This window comes from Burkholderia sp. HI4860 (genome assembly GCF_002223045.2).
Lineage (GTDB): Bacteria > Pseudomonadota > Gammaproteobacteria > Burkholderiales > Burkholderiaceae > Burkholderia.
Map to the genome: position 1 here is coordinate 973,524 of NZ_NKFO02000003.1, position 16,905 is coordinate 990,428.

Sequence of the window (16,905 nt, forward strand, 5' to 3'; positions counted from 1 at the left end):
TGCCCGTTTCTCTTTTCCGCTCCGGTTCATCACTCCAACGGCACCGCGCTGCGCGCGCGTCCTGCCCCGCATGATGTGAAGTCGTGGTGCACGACGGTTCCCGCACCGCGTGCAGGTGCAGGCACCGGAACGCGGAACCCCGACCGTGCACCATTTGCGCCCGTGAACCTGCACCGCGACGGACCGCGCATGCTGCACGACGCGTCATCCGCACCGTCCCGACGCCCCATATCGCCCCGCGCAGGCACGCCGGACGTGCATCCGCACGACTGGCACATGCCTTGCGTTACTCGTTGGCCGACGCCTTCACGGCGCACGCATATCCAACACGACAAGGGGATCCCGATGAAACGTCGCAGTCTGTTGAAGTTCGGTTCGATGGCCGGCGCACTCGCGCTCGCGGGCAAGAGCCCGTTCGCTCACGCGGCTGACGCGGGCACCGGCCCGATCAAGGTCGGCATCCTGCACTCGCTGTCGGGCACGATGGCGATCTCGGAGACGTCGCTGAAGGACACCGCGTTGATGACGATCGCCGACATCAACAAGAGCGGCGGCGTGATGGGCCGTCAGCTCGAGCCCGTGGTGGTCGATCCCGCGTCCAACTGGCCGCTGTTCGCGGAGAAGGCGCGCCAGTTGCTCACGCAGGACAAGGTCGCGTGCGTGTTCGGCTGCTGGACGTCGGTGTCGCGCAAGTCGGTGCTGCCGGTGTTCGAGGAACTGAACGGCCTCCTCTACTACCCGGTGCAGTACGAAGGCGAGGAAATGTCGCGCAACGTGTTCTATACGGGCGCCGCGCCGAACCAGCAGGCGATCCCGGCCGTCGAGTACCTGATGGGCGCGGAAGGCGGCGGCGCGAAGCGCTTCTTCCTGCTCGGCACCGACTACGTGTATCCGCGCACGACCAACAAGATCCTGCGTGCGTTCCTGAAATCGAAGGGCGTAAAGGACGCGGATATTCAGGAGGTCTACACGCCGTTCGGCCATAGCGACTATCAGACCATCGTCGCGAACATCAAGAACTTCTCGCAAGGCGGCAAGACGACCGTGATCTCGACGATCAACGGCGACTCCAACGTGCCGTTCTACAAGGAGCTCGGCAACCAGGGGATCAAGGCGACCGACGTGCCGGTCGTCGCGTTCTCGGTCGGCGAGGAAGAGCTGCGCGGGATCGACACGAAGCCGCTCGTCGGCCATCTCGCCGCGTGGAACTACTTCATGTCGGTGAAGAACCCGACCAACACGAAGTTCAAGGACCAGTTCGCCGCGTGGGTGAAGGCGAACAACCTGCCGGGCGGCGCGAAGCGCGTGACCAACGACCCGATGGAAGCGACCTACGTCGGCATCCACATGTGGAAGCAGGCCGTCGAGAAGGCGAAGAGCACCGACGTCGACAAGGTGCGCGTCGCGATGATCGGCCAGACGGTGGCCGCACCGTCGGGCTTCACGCTCGCGATGGACGGCAACCATCACCTGCACAAGCCGGTGATGATCGGCGAAATTCGCGGCGACGGGCAGTTCAACGTGGTGTGGAAGACCAAGACCGCGGTGCGCGCGCAACCGTGGAGCCCGTTCATCGCGGGCAACCAGGGCAAGCCGGACATCGTCACGTCGATCCCGGCCTTCCTGCGCCGGCAGCGCGCGGCGCTCGCCTGATGCAGGGCGGCGCGTCGCGCTTCACGCGCGACGTGCCGCTCGCACGCCGATGCCGAACCCGCTGCGCGGGCCGCGCTTGCCGTGACGAACCGCACGCGCCCGCGCATCGCCGCCCGCATCCGCTTCCCCACGCCCGACAGGATTTCCCGATGCCTACACGCTTTCGCCGAGCCGCCGTCGCGATCGTCGCGTGCGCCGCCCTCGCGGGCGGGCTGCCGCACACCGCGTTCGCGTTGACGGCCACCGATACCGCAGCGCTCGCCGGCGACGACTTCGACGCGAAGACGGCCGCGATCGAACGGCTCGCCGCCGACGCCGATCCGCGCGCCGTCGCGGTGCTCAACGCACTGTCGACCGGAGACGCGCTCGCCACCGGCGACGGCCGCCTGCTGATCCAGACCGGCGACACCGCGCACGACGCGCTCACGCAGGCCGCGACGCCGGCCGGCGACGCGCAGCCCGTGATGCTGAACAACCTGCTGCGCACGAAGATCGCGGGCGCGCTGTCGGGGCTCGCGCTCGCGTCGCCCGACGTCGCCGCACGCCGCGACGCGATCGATGCGTTGCTGAAATCGCCCGACCCGGCGCTCAAGCCGATGATCGATCGCGCCCGTGCGAAGGAAACCGACCCCGCACTGAAGCGCCGCCTCGATGCGTTGTGGGCGATCGCCGCGCTGCACGATACCGATCCGGCGAAGCGCCTCGAAGCCGTGCAGGTGGTGGCCGCGCGCCACGACCTCGACATGATCGAGCAGTTGCGCCCGCTCGTCGCGAAGAACGCCGACGGCAGCTACGCGGAGCCCGACGCGCGCGTGCGCGACGCCGCGCAGCAGGGTCTCGACACGCTGCACGCGCTGCAGCGCCGCGGCGAGATCGTCGGCACGCTGTTCGCCGGATTGTCGCTCGGCAGCGTGTTGCTGCTCGCCGCGCTCGGCCTCGCGATCACGTATGGGCTGATCGGCGTGATCAACATGGCGCACGGCGAATTCCTGATGATCGGTGCGTACGCAACCTATGTCGTGCAGACGCTGATCCAGCGCTACGCGCCCGGCGCGTTCGACTGGTATCCGCTCGTCGCGGTGCCGGTGTCGTTCGTGACGGCCGCACTCGTCGGCATCGTGCTCGAACGGCTCGTGCTGCGGCACCTGTACGGCCGCCCGCTCGAGACGCTGCTCGCCACCTTCGGCGTGAGCCTGATCCTGATCCAGGCGACGCGGATGCTGTTCGGCGCGCAGAACGTGCAGGTCGTGAACCCGTCGTGGATGAGCGGCGGCGTGACCGTGATGCAGAACCTGATCCTGCCGTACAACCGGCTCGCGATCCTCGCGTTCGCGCTCGCCGTCGTATTCGTCGCGTGGGCCGTGCTGACGAAGACGCGGCTCGGCCTGTTCGTGCGCGCCGTCACGCAAAACCGCCGGATGGCCGCGTGCGTCGGCGTGAAGACCGCGCGCGTCGATGCATATGCGTTCGCGTTCGGCGCGGGCATCGCGGGCCTCGGCGGCTGCGCGCTGTCGCAGATCGGCAACGTGGGCCCCGACCTCGGCCAGAACTACATCATCGATTCGTTCATGGCGGTCGTGCTCGGCGGCGTCGGGCAAATCGCCGGCACCGTGCTCGGCGGCTTCGGGCTCGGCCTCGCGAGCAAGGCGATCGAGCCGTTCTGGGGCGCCGTGCTCGCGAAGATCGCGGTGCTGGTGATGATCGTGCTGTTCATCCAGAAACGTCCGCAGGGCATGTTTGCCCCGAAGGGCCGCAGTGCGGAGGCTTGACGTGACTTCATTCACTCACTCGTTGCCCAACCCGGCCGCCGATGCGCCGAAGCCCGCTGCCGCCGCACGCGCGGAAGAGCGCTTCGCGCTTGGCCTGCCGCCCCGCCCCGCGCTGCTGTCGCGGCGCGCGTGGCTCGCGCTGATCGCGCTGTGCATCGCAATCGGCATCGGCGTGCCGCTCGCCGCGCTCGTCGCGCCCGAGTCGAGCGCGTTCCATCTGTCCGCGTACGCGATGACGCTCACCGGCAAGCTGATGTGCTACGCGATCGCCGCGCTCGCGCTCGATCTCGTGTGGGGCTACTGCGGGATCCTGAGCCTCGGTCATGGGCTGTTCTTCGCGCTCGGCGGCTATGCGATCGGCATGTACCTGATGCGCGAGATCGGCCGCGACGGCAAGTACGGCAGCGACCTGCCCGACTTCATGGTGTTCCTCGACTGGCACCAGTTGCCGTGGTACTGGAGCGGCACGCAGCATCTCGCATGGGCGCTCGCGCTCGTCGTGCTCGTACCGGCCGTGCTCGCATGGGTGTTCGGCTTCTTCACGTTCCGCTCGCGCGTGAAGGGCGTGTACCTGTCGATCATCACGCAGGCCATGACGTTCGCCGCGATGCTGCTGTTCTATCGCAACGAGACCGGCTTCGGCGGCAACAACGGCTTCACCGACTTCAAGCGCATCGCGGGCTTCGCGATCACGTCGCCCGGCACGCGCACGGTGCTGTTGCTGCTGACGTTCGCGACGCTCGTGCTCGCGTTCATCGCCGCGCGTGCGATCGTCACGAGCAAGCTCGGGCGTGTCGTCACCGCGGTGCGCGACGGCGAGACGCGGCTGATGTTCCTCGGCTACAGCCCGCTCGCGTACAAGCTGTTCGTATGGACCGTGTCCGCCGTGCTCTGCAGCATCGCGGGCGCACTGTACGTGCCGCAGGTCGGCATCATCAACCCCGGCGAGATGTCGCCCGGCAACTCGATCGAGATGGCGATCTGGGTCGCGGTGGGCGGGCGCGGCACGCTGATCGGGCCGATCGTCGGCGCGTTCGCGGTGAACGGTGCAAAGAGCCTGTTTACCGCGTACTTCGCCGAATACTGGCTGTTCTTCCTCGGCCTGATCTTCGTGCTCGTGCCGCTGCTGCTGCCGCGCGGGATCATGGGCCTCGTCGAAACCGTGCTCGCGAAGGGGAAACGCGCATGAACGGAACGGCCCTCTACCAATTCACGCCGCCGCCCGAGGACGAAGGGCTGGCCGTCAGCGGCACCGCGTCGATGGGGCGCGTGGTGCCGGCCGGCATCGACACGTCGCACGGCACGATCCTCTACCTCGAGGATATCGAGGTGAGCTTCGACGGCTTCCGCGCGCTGAAGAAGCTGTCGCTCGCGATCGACGCGGGCGAGCTGCGCTGCGTGATCGGCCCGAACGGCGCAGGCAAGACGACGATGATGGACGTGATCACCGGCAAGACACGCCCCGACGCGGGCAAGGTGTTTCTCGGCCAGACGATCGACCTCACGCGTATGAACGAGCCCGAAATCGCGCGCGCGGGCATCGGCCGCAAGTTCCAGAAGCCGACCGTGTTCGAACAGCATCCGGTGTGGGAGAACCTCGAGCTCGCGATGCAGACCGACAAGGGCTGGCTCGCGTCGCTGCGCGCGCGGCTCGACCGCACCGCGCAGGCGAAGATCGAGGAGACGCTCGCGCTGATCGGCCTCGAAAGCCAGGCCTTTCGCGCGGCCGGCGAGCTGTCGCACGGGCAGAAGCAGCGGCTCGAGATCGGCATGCTGCTGATGCAGCGCCCCGCGCTGCTGCTGCTCGACGAGCCCGCGGCCGGGATGACCGACCACGAGACGATGGAACTCGCCGAGCTGCTGAACACGCTGCGCGGCACCTGCTCGATGATGGTCGTCGAGCACGACATGGAATTCGTCGCAGCGCTCGCGGGCGACACCGGCCGCGTGACCGTGATGGCCGAAGGCGCGGTGCTCGCGCAAGGCACACTCGACCAGGTCAAGCGCGACGATGCGGTGATCGAGTCTTACCTTGGACGATGATGCGATGCTGAAGATCGATGCACTGAACCAGTACTACGGCGGCAGCCACATCCTGCGCAACGTGAGCCTCGTCGCCGACGACGGCAAGCTCACCGTGCTGCTCGGCCGCAACGGCGTCGGCAAGAGCACGCTGCTGCGCTGCCTGATGGGCGTCGTCGCCGCGAAGAGCGGCAGCGTGTCGTGGCGCGGCACGGCGCTCGGCGCGATGCCGCCGTATGCGCGCGTCGCGGCCGGGCTCGCCTACGTGCCGCAGGGCCGCGACATCTTTCCGCGGCTGACCGTCGAGGAAAACCTGCTCGTCGGCGCCGCGAGCCGCAAGGCGCCGTCGAAGGTGCCCGATCGCATCTACGACCTGTTCCCGGTGCTGAAGGACATGCGCGCGCGACGCGGCGGCGACCTGTCGGGCGGCCAGCAGCAACAGCTCGCGATCGGCCGCGCGCTGATGAGCGAACCGCAGCTGCTGATTCTCGACGAGCCGACCGAAGGCATCCAGCCGTCGATCATCCAGGACATCGGCCGCACGCTGCGCCAGCTCGTCGACGAATCGAAGATGACCGTGCTGCTCGTCGAGCAGTATTACGACTTCGCCCGGTCGATCGCCGACCGCTACTGGGTGATGAGCCGCGGCGAGATCGTCGCGGGCGGCGACGCGCACGAGATGGAAGCGAACGGCGTGCGCGAGCTGATCGCGGTGTGACGTGCGGAGATTCCGACCTCGTGATCCTTGCGCTGATTATTTGCGGAACATCAAATGAAGTCGCAATTTTCCGCAAACACTCAATGCGTATCCGACCAGGAACATGCGCCGGCTGACGCGGTGACCGACACCACGCCAACAAACCAGGTGTAGCGGCGCCAGCAACGTGGCGTCATTTCCACACCACCTCCGCGGGCGCGCACGGAGCGGATTCGCGGCTCTGCCGAATCTGGCGCTTTCACGGCGCGCGGCATCTGCATTATTGTTGCGGTAGCATCCTCGTTCCCCGCGCCCGTCCCCTGCTTCCCGCCGATGTCCGCCCCCGATTCCCACGCCCCGCTGTCCCGCCCCGCCGTCGCCAAGTCGTGGCGCGGCCGCCTCGAACTCGGCTTCGAGCGGCACGGCACGCGCACGACGCTCGCGCACCGGCTGCACGACGGCCCGCTGCGCGTGCAGCGGCCGCTATACCCGGAAGGCGATGCGATCTGCCACGCGGTGATCGTCCACCCGCCGGGCGGCGTCGCAGGCGGCGACCGGCTCGACATCGACATCGCGCTCGGCGACGGCACGCACGCGGTGCTGACGACGCCCGGCGCGACCAAGTGGTACAAGTCGAACGGGCTGGACGCGACGCAGCGCATCGGCATCACGGTCGGCGAACACGCGAAGCTCGACTGGCTGCCGCAGAACAACCTGTTCTTCGACGCGGCGCATGCTTCGCTCGACTTCACGGTAAAACTCGGCACGGGCGCAACTGCGATCGGCTGGGACGCAACGCAGCTCGGCCGGCAGGCGGCCGGCGAAACCTGGTCGGCGGGCCGCATCGCGTCGACTTCGGCGCTCGTCGCTGCCGACGGCCGGCCGCTGTGGACCGAACGCGCGCTGCTCGATGCACACGACCCCCTGCGCGGCGCGCTGCAGGGTCTCGCCGGCTTTCCCGCGTACGGCACGCTGTGGGCCGCCGGCGCCGCGTGCGACGCCGCGCTCGCCGAATCGCTCTCCGCACGGATGCCGTTCGACGGCACGCTACGCGCGGGCGCGACCTGCGTGACGCCGGGCATCGTGCTGGTTCGCGCGCTGTCGACGTCGATGGAAGCACTGCAACGGCACTTCACCGAGTGCTGGCTGCATTTGCGGCCGATCGTGCACGGCGTCGACGCACGGCCGCTGCGCCTCTGGCAAACCTGAGCGCGGCTGCGCCGCGCACCGTTTCGGCGCAGCGTCGCAGCGGCCGCTGCACGTTGCCCATGCATCGCGCACCACGATTGCGCATCGCGCTGCGTTTCATGCACATGGCACGCGCCTTGCTCCTTACATAACCGATACACGACGCACGCAAAACAGCGCGGTGCTACGATGAACCGCGCGTTCGCCCCATTGCGCACGCACCGATAAAAATTACGTTTTCCTGAACGTTTGCCTTCATGAAACTGACTCCCCGCGAGAAGGACAAGCTGCTGATCTTCACGGCGGCGCTGCTGGCCGAGCGCCGTCGCGCACGCGGCCTGAAGCTCAATTATCCGGAGGCGGTCGCCTTCATCACCGCCGCGCTGATGGAAGCCGCACGCGACGGCAAGACGGTCGCCGAAGTGATGCATTACGGCACGATGCTGCTCACGCGCGACGACGTGATGGACGGCGTGCCGGAGATGATTCCCGACATCCAGGTCGAGGCGACCTTCCCCGACGGCACGAAGCTCGTGACCGTCCATCACCCGATTCCGTGAGGCTCCGCATGATCCCCGGCGAAATCCTCACCGACGACGGCGAACACGAACTGAACGCGGGCCGCGCGACGCTGACGCTCGTCGTCGCGAACACCGGCGACCGCCCGGTGCAAGTCGGCTCGCACTACCACTTCTTCGAAGTCAACGACGCGCTGTCGTTCGATCGCGCGGCCGCGCGCGGCTTTCGCCTGAACATCGCGGCCGGCACCGCGGTGCGCTTCGAGCCGGGCCAGACGCGCACCGTCGAGCTGGTCGCGCTCGCGGGCGATCGCGCCGTCTACGGTTTTCAGGGCAAGGTGATGGGGCCGCTGTAAGCCGCGCCCCGCTCTTCAGGAACAGCACATGACACTACGCTTGAGCCGCCGCGCGTACGCGGAAATGTTCGGGCCGACGACGGGCGACCGCGTCCGGCTCGCCGATACCGAGCTGCTGATCGAGATCGAACGCGACTACACGACCTACGGCGAGGAAGTGAAATTCGGCGGCGGGAAAGTGATCCGCGACGGAATGGGCCAGTCGCAGCGCGTGGCCGCCGACGTGCCGGACACGATCATCACGAACGCGGTGATCCTCGATCACTGGGGCATCGTGAAGGCCGACATCGCGATCAAGCACGGCCGCATCGCCGCGATCGGCAAGGCCGGCAACCCGGACATCCAGCCGGGCGTGACGATCGCGATCGGCGCCGCGACCGAAGTGATCGCCGGCGAAGGGCTGATCGTGACGGCCGGCGGCATCGACACGCACATCCACTTCATCAGCCCGCAGCAGATCGACGAGGCGCTCGCCTCGGGCGTCACGACGATGCTCGGCGGCGGCACGGGGCCGGCCACCGGCACCAACGCGACGACCTGCACGCCGGGCCCGTGGCACATGGAGCGGATGCTGCAGGCCGCCGACGGCTGGCCGATCAACCTCGGCTTCCTCGGCAAAGGCAATGCGAGCCTGCCGCAGCCGCTCGTCGAGCAGATCGCGGCCGGCGCGATCGGGCTGAAGCTGCACGAGGACTGGGGCACGACGCCCGCCGCGATCGACAACTGCCTGTCCGTCGCCGACGACACCGACACGCAGGTCGCGATCCACACCGACACGCTGAACGAAGGCGGCTTCGTCGAATCGACGGTTGCCGCGTTCAAGGGCCGCACGATCCACACGTACCACACCGAAGGCGCGGGCGGCGGCCATGCGCCCGACATCCTGAAGGTGTGCGGCGAGTCGAACGTGCTGCCGTCGTCGACCAACCCGACGCGCCCGTACACGATCAACACGCTCGACGAGCATCTCGACATGCTGATGGTGTGCCATCACCTCGATCCGTCGATCGCCGAGGATCTCGCGTTCGCCGAATCGCGGATCCGTCGCGAGACGATCGCGGCCGAGGATATCCTGCACGATCTCGGCGCGCTGTCGATGCTATCGTCCGATTCGCAGGCGATGGGCCGCGTCGGCGAGGTGATCATCCGCACCTGGCAGACCGCGCACAAGATGAAGGTGCAGCGCGGTGCGCTACCGGAAGACAGCACGCGCAACGACAACTTCCGTGCGAAGCGCTACGTCGCGAAGTACACGATCAACCCGGCGCTCACGCACGGCATCGCGCACGAAGTCGGCTCGATCGAGCCGGGCAAGTGGGCCGACCTCGTGCTGTGGGAGCCGGCGTTCTTCGGGATCAAGCCGTCGATGATCCTGAAGGGCGGAATGATCGCGATGGCGCAGATGGGCGACCCGAACGCGTCGATTCCCACGCCGCAGCCGGTCCACTATCGCGAGATGTTCGCCACCCGCGGCGGGGCGCTCGCGCGCACGTCGCTGACCTTCGTGTCGCAGATGGCCGCCGATGCGGGCATCGCGGAACGCTACGGGCTCGCGAAGCAGATCGTGCCGGTGCGCAACTGCCGCAACGTGACGAAGGCCGACATGATCCACAACGCGTGGCGCCCGTCGATCAGCGTCGACCCCGAAACCTACGACGTGATCGCCGACGGCCAGTTGCTCACCTGCGAGCCGGCCACGGTGCTGCCGATGGCGCAGCGCTATTTCCTGTTCTGACCTGATTGCCGGCTTTCGATTCATGCGCACCCTCGACAAACGCATTGCCCCGAACGTGAAACTTGCCGCGTCGCTCGTCGCGCGCGCGCCGACGCTCACGCTCACCTACGACGCCCGCTGCAAGAGCCGCCTCGCGGCGACGCTCGACACCGGCGAGGACGTCGCGGTCGTGCTGCCGCGCGGCACGATCCTGCGCGACGGCGACGTGCTCGTCGCCGACGACGGCGCACTCGTGCGCATTGCCGCGGCGCCCGAAACCGTGCTACGCGTGCGCGCGGCCGATCCGCTCACGCTGATGCGCGCCGCGTACCACCTCGGCAACCGCCACACGCCGGTCGAGATCGGCGACGGCTACCTGAAACTCGAAGCCGACCCGGTGCTCGCGGACATGCTGCGCCGGCTCGGCACGCAGGTCGAGGAGACCCTTGCACCGTTCCAGCCGGAAGCCGGCGCGTACGGCGGCGGCCACAAGCACGGGCACGATGCGACCTTCGCCGAGGATTACGCGCTCGCGCAGCAGGTGTTCGGCGAGCATCACGGCCATTCGCACTCGCACTCGCACTCGCACGACCACGACCACGACCACGACCACGACCACGACCATCAGCATGGTCCCGGTTGCGCGCACGGCCACGGCCATGACCACCACTGAACTCGTCGCGCTGCTGCATCTTGCATCGCCGGCGCTGCCGATCGGCGCGTTCAGCTATTCGCAGGGGCTCGAAGCGGCGCTCGACGCGAACCTGATCCACGACGCGGATACCGCGCGCGACTGGATCGCGAGCGGCCTGACCGACGTGCTCGCGCACGGCGAGCTGCCGTTCCTCGCGCACCAGTTCGCGCGCTGGCACGCGCACGACGCGCCTGCGCTCGCCGCCGAGAATGCGTGGTTCATCGCGAGCCGCGAATCGGCGGAACTGCGCCGTGAGACCGAACAGATGGGCTGGTCGCTCGCGCAGCTCTGCGCGTCGCTCGAATGGGGCGATGGCGCGCGCCGCGCGACGCTCGCGGCGATTGCGCCGATCGCGCTGCCCACCGCATTCGCGTACGCCGCTGCCGCGCACGACGCGAGCGCCGATGCGGTACTCGCCGCTTATGCATTCGGCTGGGTCGAGAACCAGACGTCCGCCGCGCTGAAGGCCGTGCCGCTCGGCCAGCTCGCCGGGCAACGCATCATCGTCGCGCTGCGCGGCGCGATCGACGCGGCCGTGCGCCACGCGCTCGCGACGCCGCCCGACGCCGTCAACACGTTCGCGCCGCAGCTCGGCATCCTGTCCGCGCGGCACGAAACCCAGTATTCGCGGTTGTTCCGCTCCTGAACCCGACGCTTATCCGCCATGAACGCACCTGCTCCCTCCTCCGCCCGCCGCACGAAGAAACTGCCGCCGCTGCGCGTCGGCATCGGCGGCCCCGTCGGCTCCGGCAAGACCACGCTGCTCGAAATGCTGTGCAAGGCGATGCGCGACAAGTACGACCTCGTCGCGATCACCAACGACATCTATACGAAGGAAGACCAGCGGCTGCTGACGGTCGCGGGCGCGCTGCCCGAGGAACGCATCATGGGCGTCGAGACGGGCGGCTGCCCGCACACGGCGATTCGCGAGGACGCGTCGATCAACCTCGAGGCCGTCGACCGGATGCTGTCGCGCTTCCCCGACGCCGACATCGTGTTCATCGAATCGGGCGGCGACAATCTCGCGGCGACCTTCAGCCCCGAGCTGTCGGACCTGACGATCTACGTGATCGACGTGGCGGGCGGCGAGAAGATTCCGCGCAAGGGCGGCCCCGGCATCACGAAGTCCGACCTGCTCGTGATCAACAAGACGGATCTCGCGCCGCTGGTCGGCGCGAACCTCGACGTGATGGCATCCGACACGAAGAAGATGCGCGGCGAGCGGCCTTACGTGATGACGAACCTGAAGGCGCTCGAAGGCGTCGCGGACGTGATCGCGTTCATCGAGAGGAAGGGTTTGCTGACGGTCTGAGCGACGTGGCGGCGCCTCACGGTGCCGCCACATCGGCTTCCGGCGGCATTGCGCCGCCATCGTCTAGTCGTCGGACGGGTCCTGCACGTCCTGCGGCGCGCGCACGCCGCGTTCGGCGGGCGGCAACAGTGCCGCGAGCACGTCGACCGTGCGCACGGTCGCGCCGCGGTGACGCGATGCGAACGCCGCGCCGGCCGCGCCCATTGCGATGCGCCGCGCCTTGTCGGCGAACAGCGCGTCGAGCACGTGCGCGAGATCGAGCGGATCCTCGACCTGCAACGCCGCGCCGGCCGCGACCGCGTCGACGGTCGCCTGCGTGAAGTTGAACACGTGCTTGCCGATCAGCACCGGCACGCCGACCGCGCACGCTTCGATCAGGTTCTGGCCGCCGAGCGGCAGCAGGCTGCCGCCGATGAACGCGATGTCGGCCGCCGCGTAATACGCGCCGAGCTCGCCCATCGAATCGCCGAGCAGCACCGTCACGTCGTCCGGCAACGGCTCGGCAGCCGGCCGGCCAGACGCGAGCGCAGCCTTGTCGGCCGCCCACACCGAGCGTCGCACGCACTTGAGGCCGCTGCGCTCGACGAGCGCCTCGACCTCGGCGAAACGCTGCGGATGACGCGGCACGAGCACCAGCAGCGCGCCGGGCGTGCGCATCGCCGCGAATGCGTCGAGCACCAGCGCCTCCTCGTTCTCGCGCGTGCTCGCGGCCACCCACACGGGCCGCGTGCCGATCGCCTCGCGCCACGCATGGCCGCGCGCCGCGAGTTCCGGGGGCGTCGTCATGTCGAACTTCAGGTTGCCGAGCACGGTCACGTTGCGCGCGCCGAGCGACGTCAGCCGCTCCGCATCGGCCGGGCTCTGCGCGAGCACGCGCGAGAAGCCGCCGAACACGTCGTGCGTCGCCGCGCCGAACTTCGATGCCCGCCGGAACGAACGCGCGGACATGCGCGCATTGGTCAGCACCAGCGGCACGTCCGCACGGCGGCACTCGTCGATCAGCGTGGGCCACACCTCGGTTTCCATCACGAGGCCGAGCGTCGGCCGCCACGCGCGCAGGAAACGTCGCACCGCGCCGGGCATGTCGTACGGCAGGTAGCAGCGCAGCACGCGATCGCCGAAGATCTGTTCGCCGGTCGCGCGGCCGCTCGGCGTCATGTGCGTGAGCAGGATCCGCGCGTCGGGCCGGGCGTGCATCAGCGCGTCGATCAGCGGCTGCGCCGCGCGCGTCTCGCCGACCGAAACCGCGTGCACCCAGATCAGCGGCGCACGGTCGTCGCGCGAGCGGCCGGCCACGTGGCCGAAGCGTTCGCCGATGTGTTCGCGATAGCCGCGCTCCTTGCGCGAGCGCACGTATAGCCGGATGACGGCGATCGGGGCGACGAGCCACCACAGCGCGCGATAGATCACCCTCAGCATGCCGCGCCCCTGGTCTTGCTTCGACGAAAATGCGCGCTCAAACCAGCGCCCTGCCCGTCAGGCGTTCGAGAATGCCGAGCGGCGCGCATTCGCGGCGCACCATCGCGTCGACCGGCAGGAAGAAGGTCTGTTCGAGCATGAACTGGCCGGACATCACAGCGTGCGAAGTCTGATCGGAGAAACATATCCACACGCTGCCCGGCGGAAACGGCATCGTTTGCTGTGGACAAGTCTTCTGGTAGTCGAGATCGGCCTTCATGCTGTCGTGCAGGTTCAGCATCAGGTGGTCGTACGCGCTGCGCGGCGACTTCGTCACGTGCAGCAGGTTCAGCAGCCACGCGGCGCCCGGCAACTGCGGCTTGATGTGCGGCAGGAAACGCTTCGCGACGTCCTCGAACGGCTCGCCGACGCGCCACACGCGCGGCACGCCGGCCGGGTTCACGTTCGTGAACACGCGCAGGATGCGCTCGCCGTAATTGGGCCGCGACGGGAACGCGTCGACGTGCAGCCGGCTGTCGTCCTTGCGCCACGACGTCTGGCGCGTCTCGACCTGCATCAACCGCAGGCTCGTCGGCGCGACGCGCAGCTTGCCGCGGTATTCGGGAAAGAGGCCGTCGACGAGCGTGCCGGCCTGCTGCTGGAAGCGCGCGACGAGCGCGCGCACCGCCGACTGCGTGACGCTGTCGCCGAGCACGCCGGCGAGCGCGCCGCCGTTCGGCGCGAGGCTGATGTTCTTGCGTTTCGGGTCGGCGAGCGCCGGATCGAGCAGCGCTTCCTCGCCGCCTTCGATCGCGAAACGCAGGTGCGGAAAATACAGCACCTTGCCTTCCTCGACGGCGGCCAGCAGTTGCTCGCGCGGCGCCGACAGGTTGTGTCCGCTCCAGTCGGCGGACGGGACTTCGATGATCTGGGATTCGCTCATGTTCGGTTCGCGTGGGTTCGCGCGTGTGACTGCGTTACAGGAGACCGAAGCCCGCGAGCGCCGACTTCACCTGCGCGATCGACGGGGGCTGCCCCGCCGTGCCGAGATTGACGACGTTCGGCGACCAGTAGCCGCCGGTCCGCCAGGCCGTCGCGAAATTGTACAGTTCGACCGTCGGACGCTTCAGCGCGGCCGCGATGTGAACCAGACCTGTATCAACCCCGACGATCGCATCCGCGCCGTCGATCAGGCCGACCACGGCCGGCAGCGACAGCTTCGGCGGCACGATCGCCGCCGCGCCGAACGCCTGCGCCAGCCGCTCGCTGGTCGCGCGCTCCGCGTCGTTGCCCCACGGCAGCACGAGCGACGCACCGCGCCGCACGAGCGCCTGGCCGAGCTCGATCCACGCGGCGTCCGGCCATTGCTTGTCGGCACGCGACGTCGCATGGACGAACACCACGTACGGCACCGGCAGGTTCAGCCCGAGCGCGGCCACCGCGAGCGCCGCCGCGCGCGTATCGAGGCCGAACTCGACCGGATCGGCCGGCGTCGGCGCAGGGTCGCCCAGCGCGGCCGCGACGAGTTGCCGCGAGCGCTCGACGACGTGCGTGCGCGGCGCGATCGGCACGCGCTTGCGATAGAAGAAGCGCACCGGCCACTCGTAGCCGGCGCCGTCGGTGCGGTTGCCGAGCCCGACGAGCGGGCCGCGCGCCCAACTGGCGACCCAGGCCGTCTTGATGAGACCCTGGCAGTCGATCACGAGGTCGTACTGCTCGGCCGCGAGGCGCTGGCGGAAGGCCCGGATCTCGCGCCACGTGGTGCCCGAGAACGGCTTCTTGCGCCAGCGGCGCAGCGAGAACGGCAGCACGTTGCGCACGCCGTCGACGAGCTTGACCAGGTCGACGAAGCTTTCCTCGACGAGCCAGTCGATCTGCGCATCGGGGTGGCGCCGCCGGATATCGGCGATCACCGGCATGTTGTGCACGACGTCGCCCAGCGACGACACGCGTACGATCAGGATCTTTTGCACGCTGAAAAAACGCCGGCAGGCAGCCGGCGACAAGCATAAAGGGGGGATTTTATCCCGCCCGGCGAGTCACACAGACAAAAAGCGGCCGCACGCCCTTGGCGTGCGCCGCTTTTCGGGGATGGCGCGACGATCGGACTCACCGTCGCGCCGGTGGCGGCCCGAGGCCGCCCACGCTCAGAACGGCAGCTTGACGTCCGGCTTCGCGGCCGTCAGCACGCGGCGGAAGTCCTCCTGGATGCGCTTGAGCCCTTCCTGCGTCTCCGACTCGAAACGCATCACGACGACCGGCGTCGTGTTCGACGAACGCGCGAGGCCGAAGCCGTCCGGGTACTCGACACGCAGGCCGTCGATCGTCACGACTTCCTCGGCGCCGTCGAACTTCGCCTCTTTCTGCAGCTTGTCGATCAGGCGGAAGTTCTCGCCTTCGTCGAGCCACAGCTGCAGTTCGGGCGTGCTCATCGCGTCCGGCAGCCCGTTCAGCAGCGCGCTCGGATCGGCCGTCTTCGCGAGGATCTCGAGCAGGCGCGCGCCCGTGTAGAGACCGTCGTCGAAGCCGTACCAGCGATCCTTGAAGAACACGTGGCCGCTCATTTCACCGGCGAGCGGCGCACCCGTCTCGCGCAGCTTCGCCTTCACGAGCGAGTGGCCCGTCTTCCACATCAGCGGCTCGCCGCCCTTCGACTTCACCCATTGCGCGAGGTGGCGCGTGCACTTCACGTCATAGATGATCTGCGCGCCCGGGTTGCGCGACAGCACTTCTTCCGCGAACAGCATCAGCTGGCGGTCCGGATAGATGATCTTGCCGTCCTTCGTGACGACGCCGAGGCGGTCGCCGTCGCCGTCGAACGCGAAGCCGATCTCGGCGTCGGTGTCCTTCAGCGCCTGGATCACGTCCTGCAGGTTTTCCGGGTGGGCGGGATCCGGGTGGTGGTTCGGGAACGTGCCGTCGATATCGGTGAAGCGCTCGACGAGCTCGCAGCCGAGCGCCTTGAACAGGCGCGTCGCGAGCGGGCCGGCCACGCCGTTGCCGGCGTCGACGACGAGCTTCAGCGGGCGGGCCGGCTTGATGTCGCCGACGATGCGCGCGATGTATTGATCGGCCACGTCGAACTGTTCGTACGAGCCGTTGCCCGTCTCGAAACGCTCGTCGACGATGCGCCGGTACAGCGCCTGGATCTGCTCGCCGTAGATCGCGGCGCCGCGCAGCACCATCTTGAAGCCGTTGTAGTCGGGCGGGTTGTGGCTGCCCGTGACGACGATGCACGAATCGACGCGGCGCTCGCCGCCCTTCAGCGCGAGCGGGACATTCGCCGCGAAATAACCGACCGGCGTGGGCACCATGCCGACGTCGACGACGTCGACGCCCGCCGCACGCAGGCCGTCGGCCAGCGCGCCGACGAGGTCCGGCCCGGACAGGCGGCCGTCGCGCGCGACGACGACCGCATCGCCGCCCTGCGCACGCACTTCGCTGCCGAACGCCCGGCCGATCCCGCGCGCGGTGTCGTTGTCGAGCGTCTTGCCGACCACGCCACGAATGTCATATGCCTTGAAGATGGATTGGGAGATCATCGATTCTCTTCTCTCAGTTGCGTGCATGGAAAATTGTCTGGC

The 16,905-nt window shown here is 68.5% G+C and carries 16 protein-coding genes; 12 read left to right on the forward strand and 4 right to left on the reverse strand.

The features are described from left to right. The first annotated feature begins 345 nt into the window (after positions 1-345). The 12 genes from urtA to ureG all read left to right on the forward strand — a co-directional run bounded on the left by urtA (position 346) and on the right by ureG (position 11,923). Positions 346-1,653 carry an urea ABC transporter substrate-binding protein gene (urtA, locus tag CFB34_RS19840; protein WP_089439406.1) on the forward strand — a complete coding sequence of 436 codons (1,308 nt, stop codon included), beginning with the start codon at positions 346-348 and terminating at the stop codon, positions 1,651-1,653. A gap of 149 nt (positions 1,654-1,802) precedes the next feature. After that, positions 1,803-3,422, forward strand: a complete 1,620-nt coding sequence (gene urtB / locus CFB34_RS19845) for an urea ABC transporter permease subunit UrtB (protein WP_089439405.1) — start codon at positions 1,803-1,805, stop codon at positions 3,420-3,422. 1 nt (position 3,423) lies between these two features. Continuing rightward, positions 3,424-4,611, forward strand: coding sequence for an urea ABC transporter permease subunit UrtC (gene urtC, locus CFB34_RS19850; protein ID WP_089439404.1), 1,188 nt, complete (start codon positions 3,424-3,426; stop codon positions 4,609-4,611). Beyond that, positions 4,608-5,465 (forward strand): urea ABC transporter ATP-binding protein UrtD, encoded by an 858-nt coding sequence (gene urtD, locus CFB34_RS19855; protein ID WP_089439403.1) that lies wholly within the window; start codon positions 4,608-4,610, stop codon positions 5,463-5,465. Before urtC ends, urtD begins: the two co-directional genes overlap by 4 nt. A 4-nt stretch (positions 5,466-5,469) precedes the next feature. Continuing rightward, a complete protein-coding gene (urtE, locus tag CFB34_RS19860; protein WP_089440363.1) occupies positions 5,470-6,162 on the forward strand; it encodes an urea ABC transporter ATP-binding subunit UrtE in 693 nt (230 codons plus the stop codon). A gap of 312 nt (positions 6,163-6,474) precedes the next feature. Further along, complete coding sequence (locus CFB34_RS19865) at positions 6,475-7,350, forward strand: urease accessory protein UreD (protein ID WP_089439402.1); 876 nt, start codon at positions 6,475-6,477, stop codon at positions 7,348-7,350. A 236-nt stretch (positions 7,351-7,586) separates the two neighbouring features. Next, the gene (locus tag CFB34_RS19870) at positions 7,587-7,889 is read left to right on the forward strand and encodes an urease subunit gamma (protein WP_089439401.1); all 303 of its coding nucleotides are present in this window, start codon (positions 7,587-7,589) and stop codon (positions 7,887-7,889) included. A gap of 8 nt (positions 7,890-7,897) precedes the next feature. After that, a complete protein-coding gene (locus tag CFB34_RS19875) occupies positions 7,898-8,203 on the forward strand; it encodes an urease subunit beta (protein ID WP_046545089.1) in 306 nt (101 codons plus the stop codon). 28 nt (positions 8,204-8,231) lie between these two features. Continuing rightward, the gene (gene ureC, locus CFB34_RS19880) at positions 8,232-9,938 is read left to right on the forward strand and encodes an urease subunit alpha (RefSeq protein ID WP_089439400.1); all 1,707 of its coding nucleotides are present in this window, start codon (positions 8,232-8,234) and stop codon (positions 9,936-9,938) included. A 22-nt stretch (positions 9,939-9,960) separates the two neighbouring features. Continuing rightward, on the forward strand, positions 9,961-10,590 hold the full coding sequence (gene ureE, locus CFB34_RS19885) for an urease accessory protein UreE (RefSeq protein ID WP_089439399.1): 630 nt from the start codon (positions 9,961-9,963) through the stop codon (positions 10,588-10,590). Then, positions 10,577-11,257, forward strand: a complete 681-nt coding sequence (locus CFB34_RS19890) for an urease accessory UreF family protein (RefSeq protein WP_089440362.1) — start codon at positions 10,577-10,579, stop codon at positions 11,255-11,257. Before ureE ends, CFB34_RS19890 begins: the two co-directional genes overlap by 14 nt. A gap of 18 nt (positions 11,258-11,275) precedes the next feature. After that, positions 11,276-11,923, forward strand: coding sequence for an urease accessory protein UreG (gene ureG / locus CFB34_RS19895; protein WP_089439398.1), 648 nt, complete (start codon positions 11,276-11,278; stop codon positions 11,921-11,923). Between the two features lie 63 nt (positions 11,924-11,986). Here the strand turns inward: ureG and waaA are convergent, their stop codons facing one another. The 4 genes from waaA to CFB34_RS19915 all read right to left on the reverse strand — a co-directional run bounded on the left by waaA (position 11,987) and on the right by CFB34_RS19915 (position 16,863). After that, positions 11,987-13,342 carry a lipid IV(A) 3-deoxy-D-manno-octulosonic acid transferase gene (gene waaA / locus CFB34_RS19900; RefSeq protein WP_089439397.1) on the reverse strand — a complete coding sequence of 452 codons (1,356 nt, stop codon included), beginning with the start codon at positions 13,340-13,342 and terminating at the stop codon, positions 11,987-11,989. Positions 13,343-13,379: 37 nt separating this feature from the next. After that, a complete protein-coding gene (locus tag CFB34_RS19905; protein ID WP_089439396.1) occupies positions 13,380-14,264 on the reverse strand; it encodes a Kdo hydroxylase family protein in 885 nt (294 codons plus the stop codon). 34 nt (positions 14,265-14,298) lie between these two features. Next, positions 14,299-15,342 (reverse strand): lipopolysaccharide heptosyltransferase I, encoded by a 1,044-nt coding sequence (gene waaC / locus CFB34_RS19910; protein ID WP_306427068.1) that lies wholly within the window; start codon positions 15,340-15,342, stop codon positions 14,299-14,301. Positions 15,343-15,468: 126 nt separating this feature from the next. Beyond that, positions 15,469-16,863 (reverse strand): phosphomannomutase/phosphoglucomutase, encoded by a 1,395-nt coding sequence (locus CFB34_RS19915; RefSeq protein WP_089439394.1) that lies wholly within the window; start codon positions 16,861-16,863, stop codon positions 15,469-15,471. Positions 16,864-16,905: the final 42 nt, after the last annotated feature.

Excerpts from the sequence above, each read along its gene's own strand:
- ureE (WP_089439399.1), top strand. The coding sequence starts at position 9,961 with ATGCGCACCCTCGACAAACGCATTGCCCCGAACGTGAAACTTGCCGCG.
- urtE (WP_089440363.1), top strand. The coding sequence starts at position 5,470 with ATGCTGAAGATCGATGCACTGAACCAGTACTACGGCGGCAGCCACATC.
- CFB34_RS19875 (WP_046545089.1), top strand. The coding sequence starts at position 7,898 with ATGATCCCCGGCGAAATCCTCACCGACGACGGCGAACACGAACTGAAC.
- CFB34_RS19905 (WP_089439396.1), bottom strand. The coding sequence starts at position 14,264 with ATGAGCGAATCCCAGATCATCGAAGTCCCGTCCGCCGACTGGAGCGGA.
- CFB34_RS19915 (WP_089439394.1), bottom strand. The coding sequence starts at position 16,863 with ATGATCTCCCAATCCATCTTCAAGGCATATGACATTCGTGGCGTGGTC.
- urtD (WP_089439403.1), top strand. The coding sequence starts at position 4,608 with ATGAACGGAACGGCCCTCTACCAATTCACGCCGCCGCCCGAGGACGAA.
- ureG (WP_089439398.1), top strand. The coding sequence starts at position 11,276 with ATGAACGCACCTGCTCCCTCCTCCGCCCGCCGCACGAAGAAACTGCCG.
- urtA (WP_089439406.1), top strand. The coding sequence starts at position 346 with ATGAAACGTCGCAGTCTGTTGAAGTTCGGTTCGATGGCCGGCGCACTC.
- waaA (WP_089439397.1), bottom strand. The coding sequence starts at position 13,342 with ATGCTGAGGGTGATCTATCGCGCGCTGTGGTGGCTCGTCGCCCCGATC.
- CFB34_RS19890 (WP_089440362.1), top strand. The coding sequence starts at position 10,577 with ATGACCACCACTGAACTCGTCGCGCTGCTGCATCTTGCATCGCCGGCG.
- ureC (WP_089439400.1), top strand. The coding sequence starts at position 8,232 with ATGACACTACGCTTGAGCCGCCGCGCGTACGCGGAAATGTTCGGGCCG.
- CFB34_RS19865 (WP_089439402.1), top strand. The coding sequence starts at position 6,475 with ATGTCCGCCCCCGATTCCCACGCCCCGCTGTCCCGCCCCGCCGTCGCC.
- CFB34_RS19870 (WP_089439401.1), top strand. The coding sequence starts at position 7,587 with ATGAAACTGACTCCCCGCGAGAAGGACAAGCTGCTGATCTTCACGGCG.
- urtB (WP_089439405.1), top strand. The coding sequence starts at position 1,803 with ATGCCTACACGCTTTCGCCGAGCCGCCGTCGCGATCGTCGCGTGCGCC.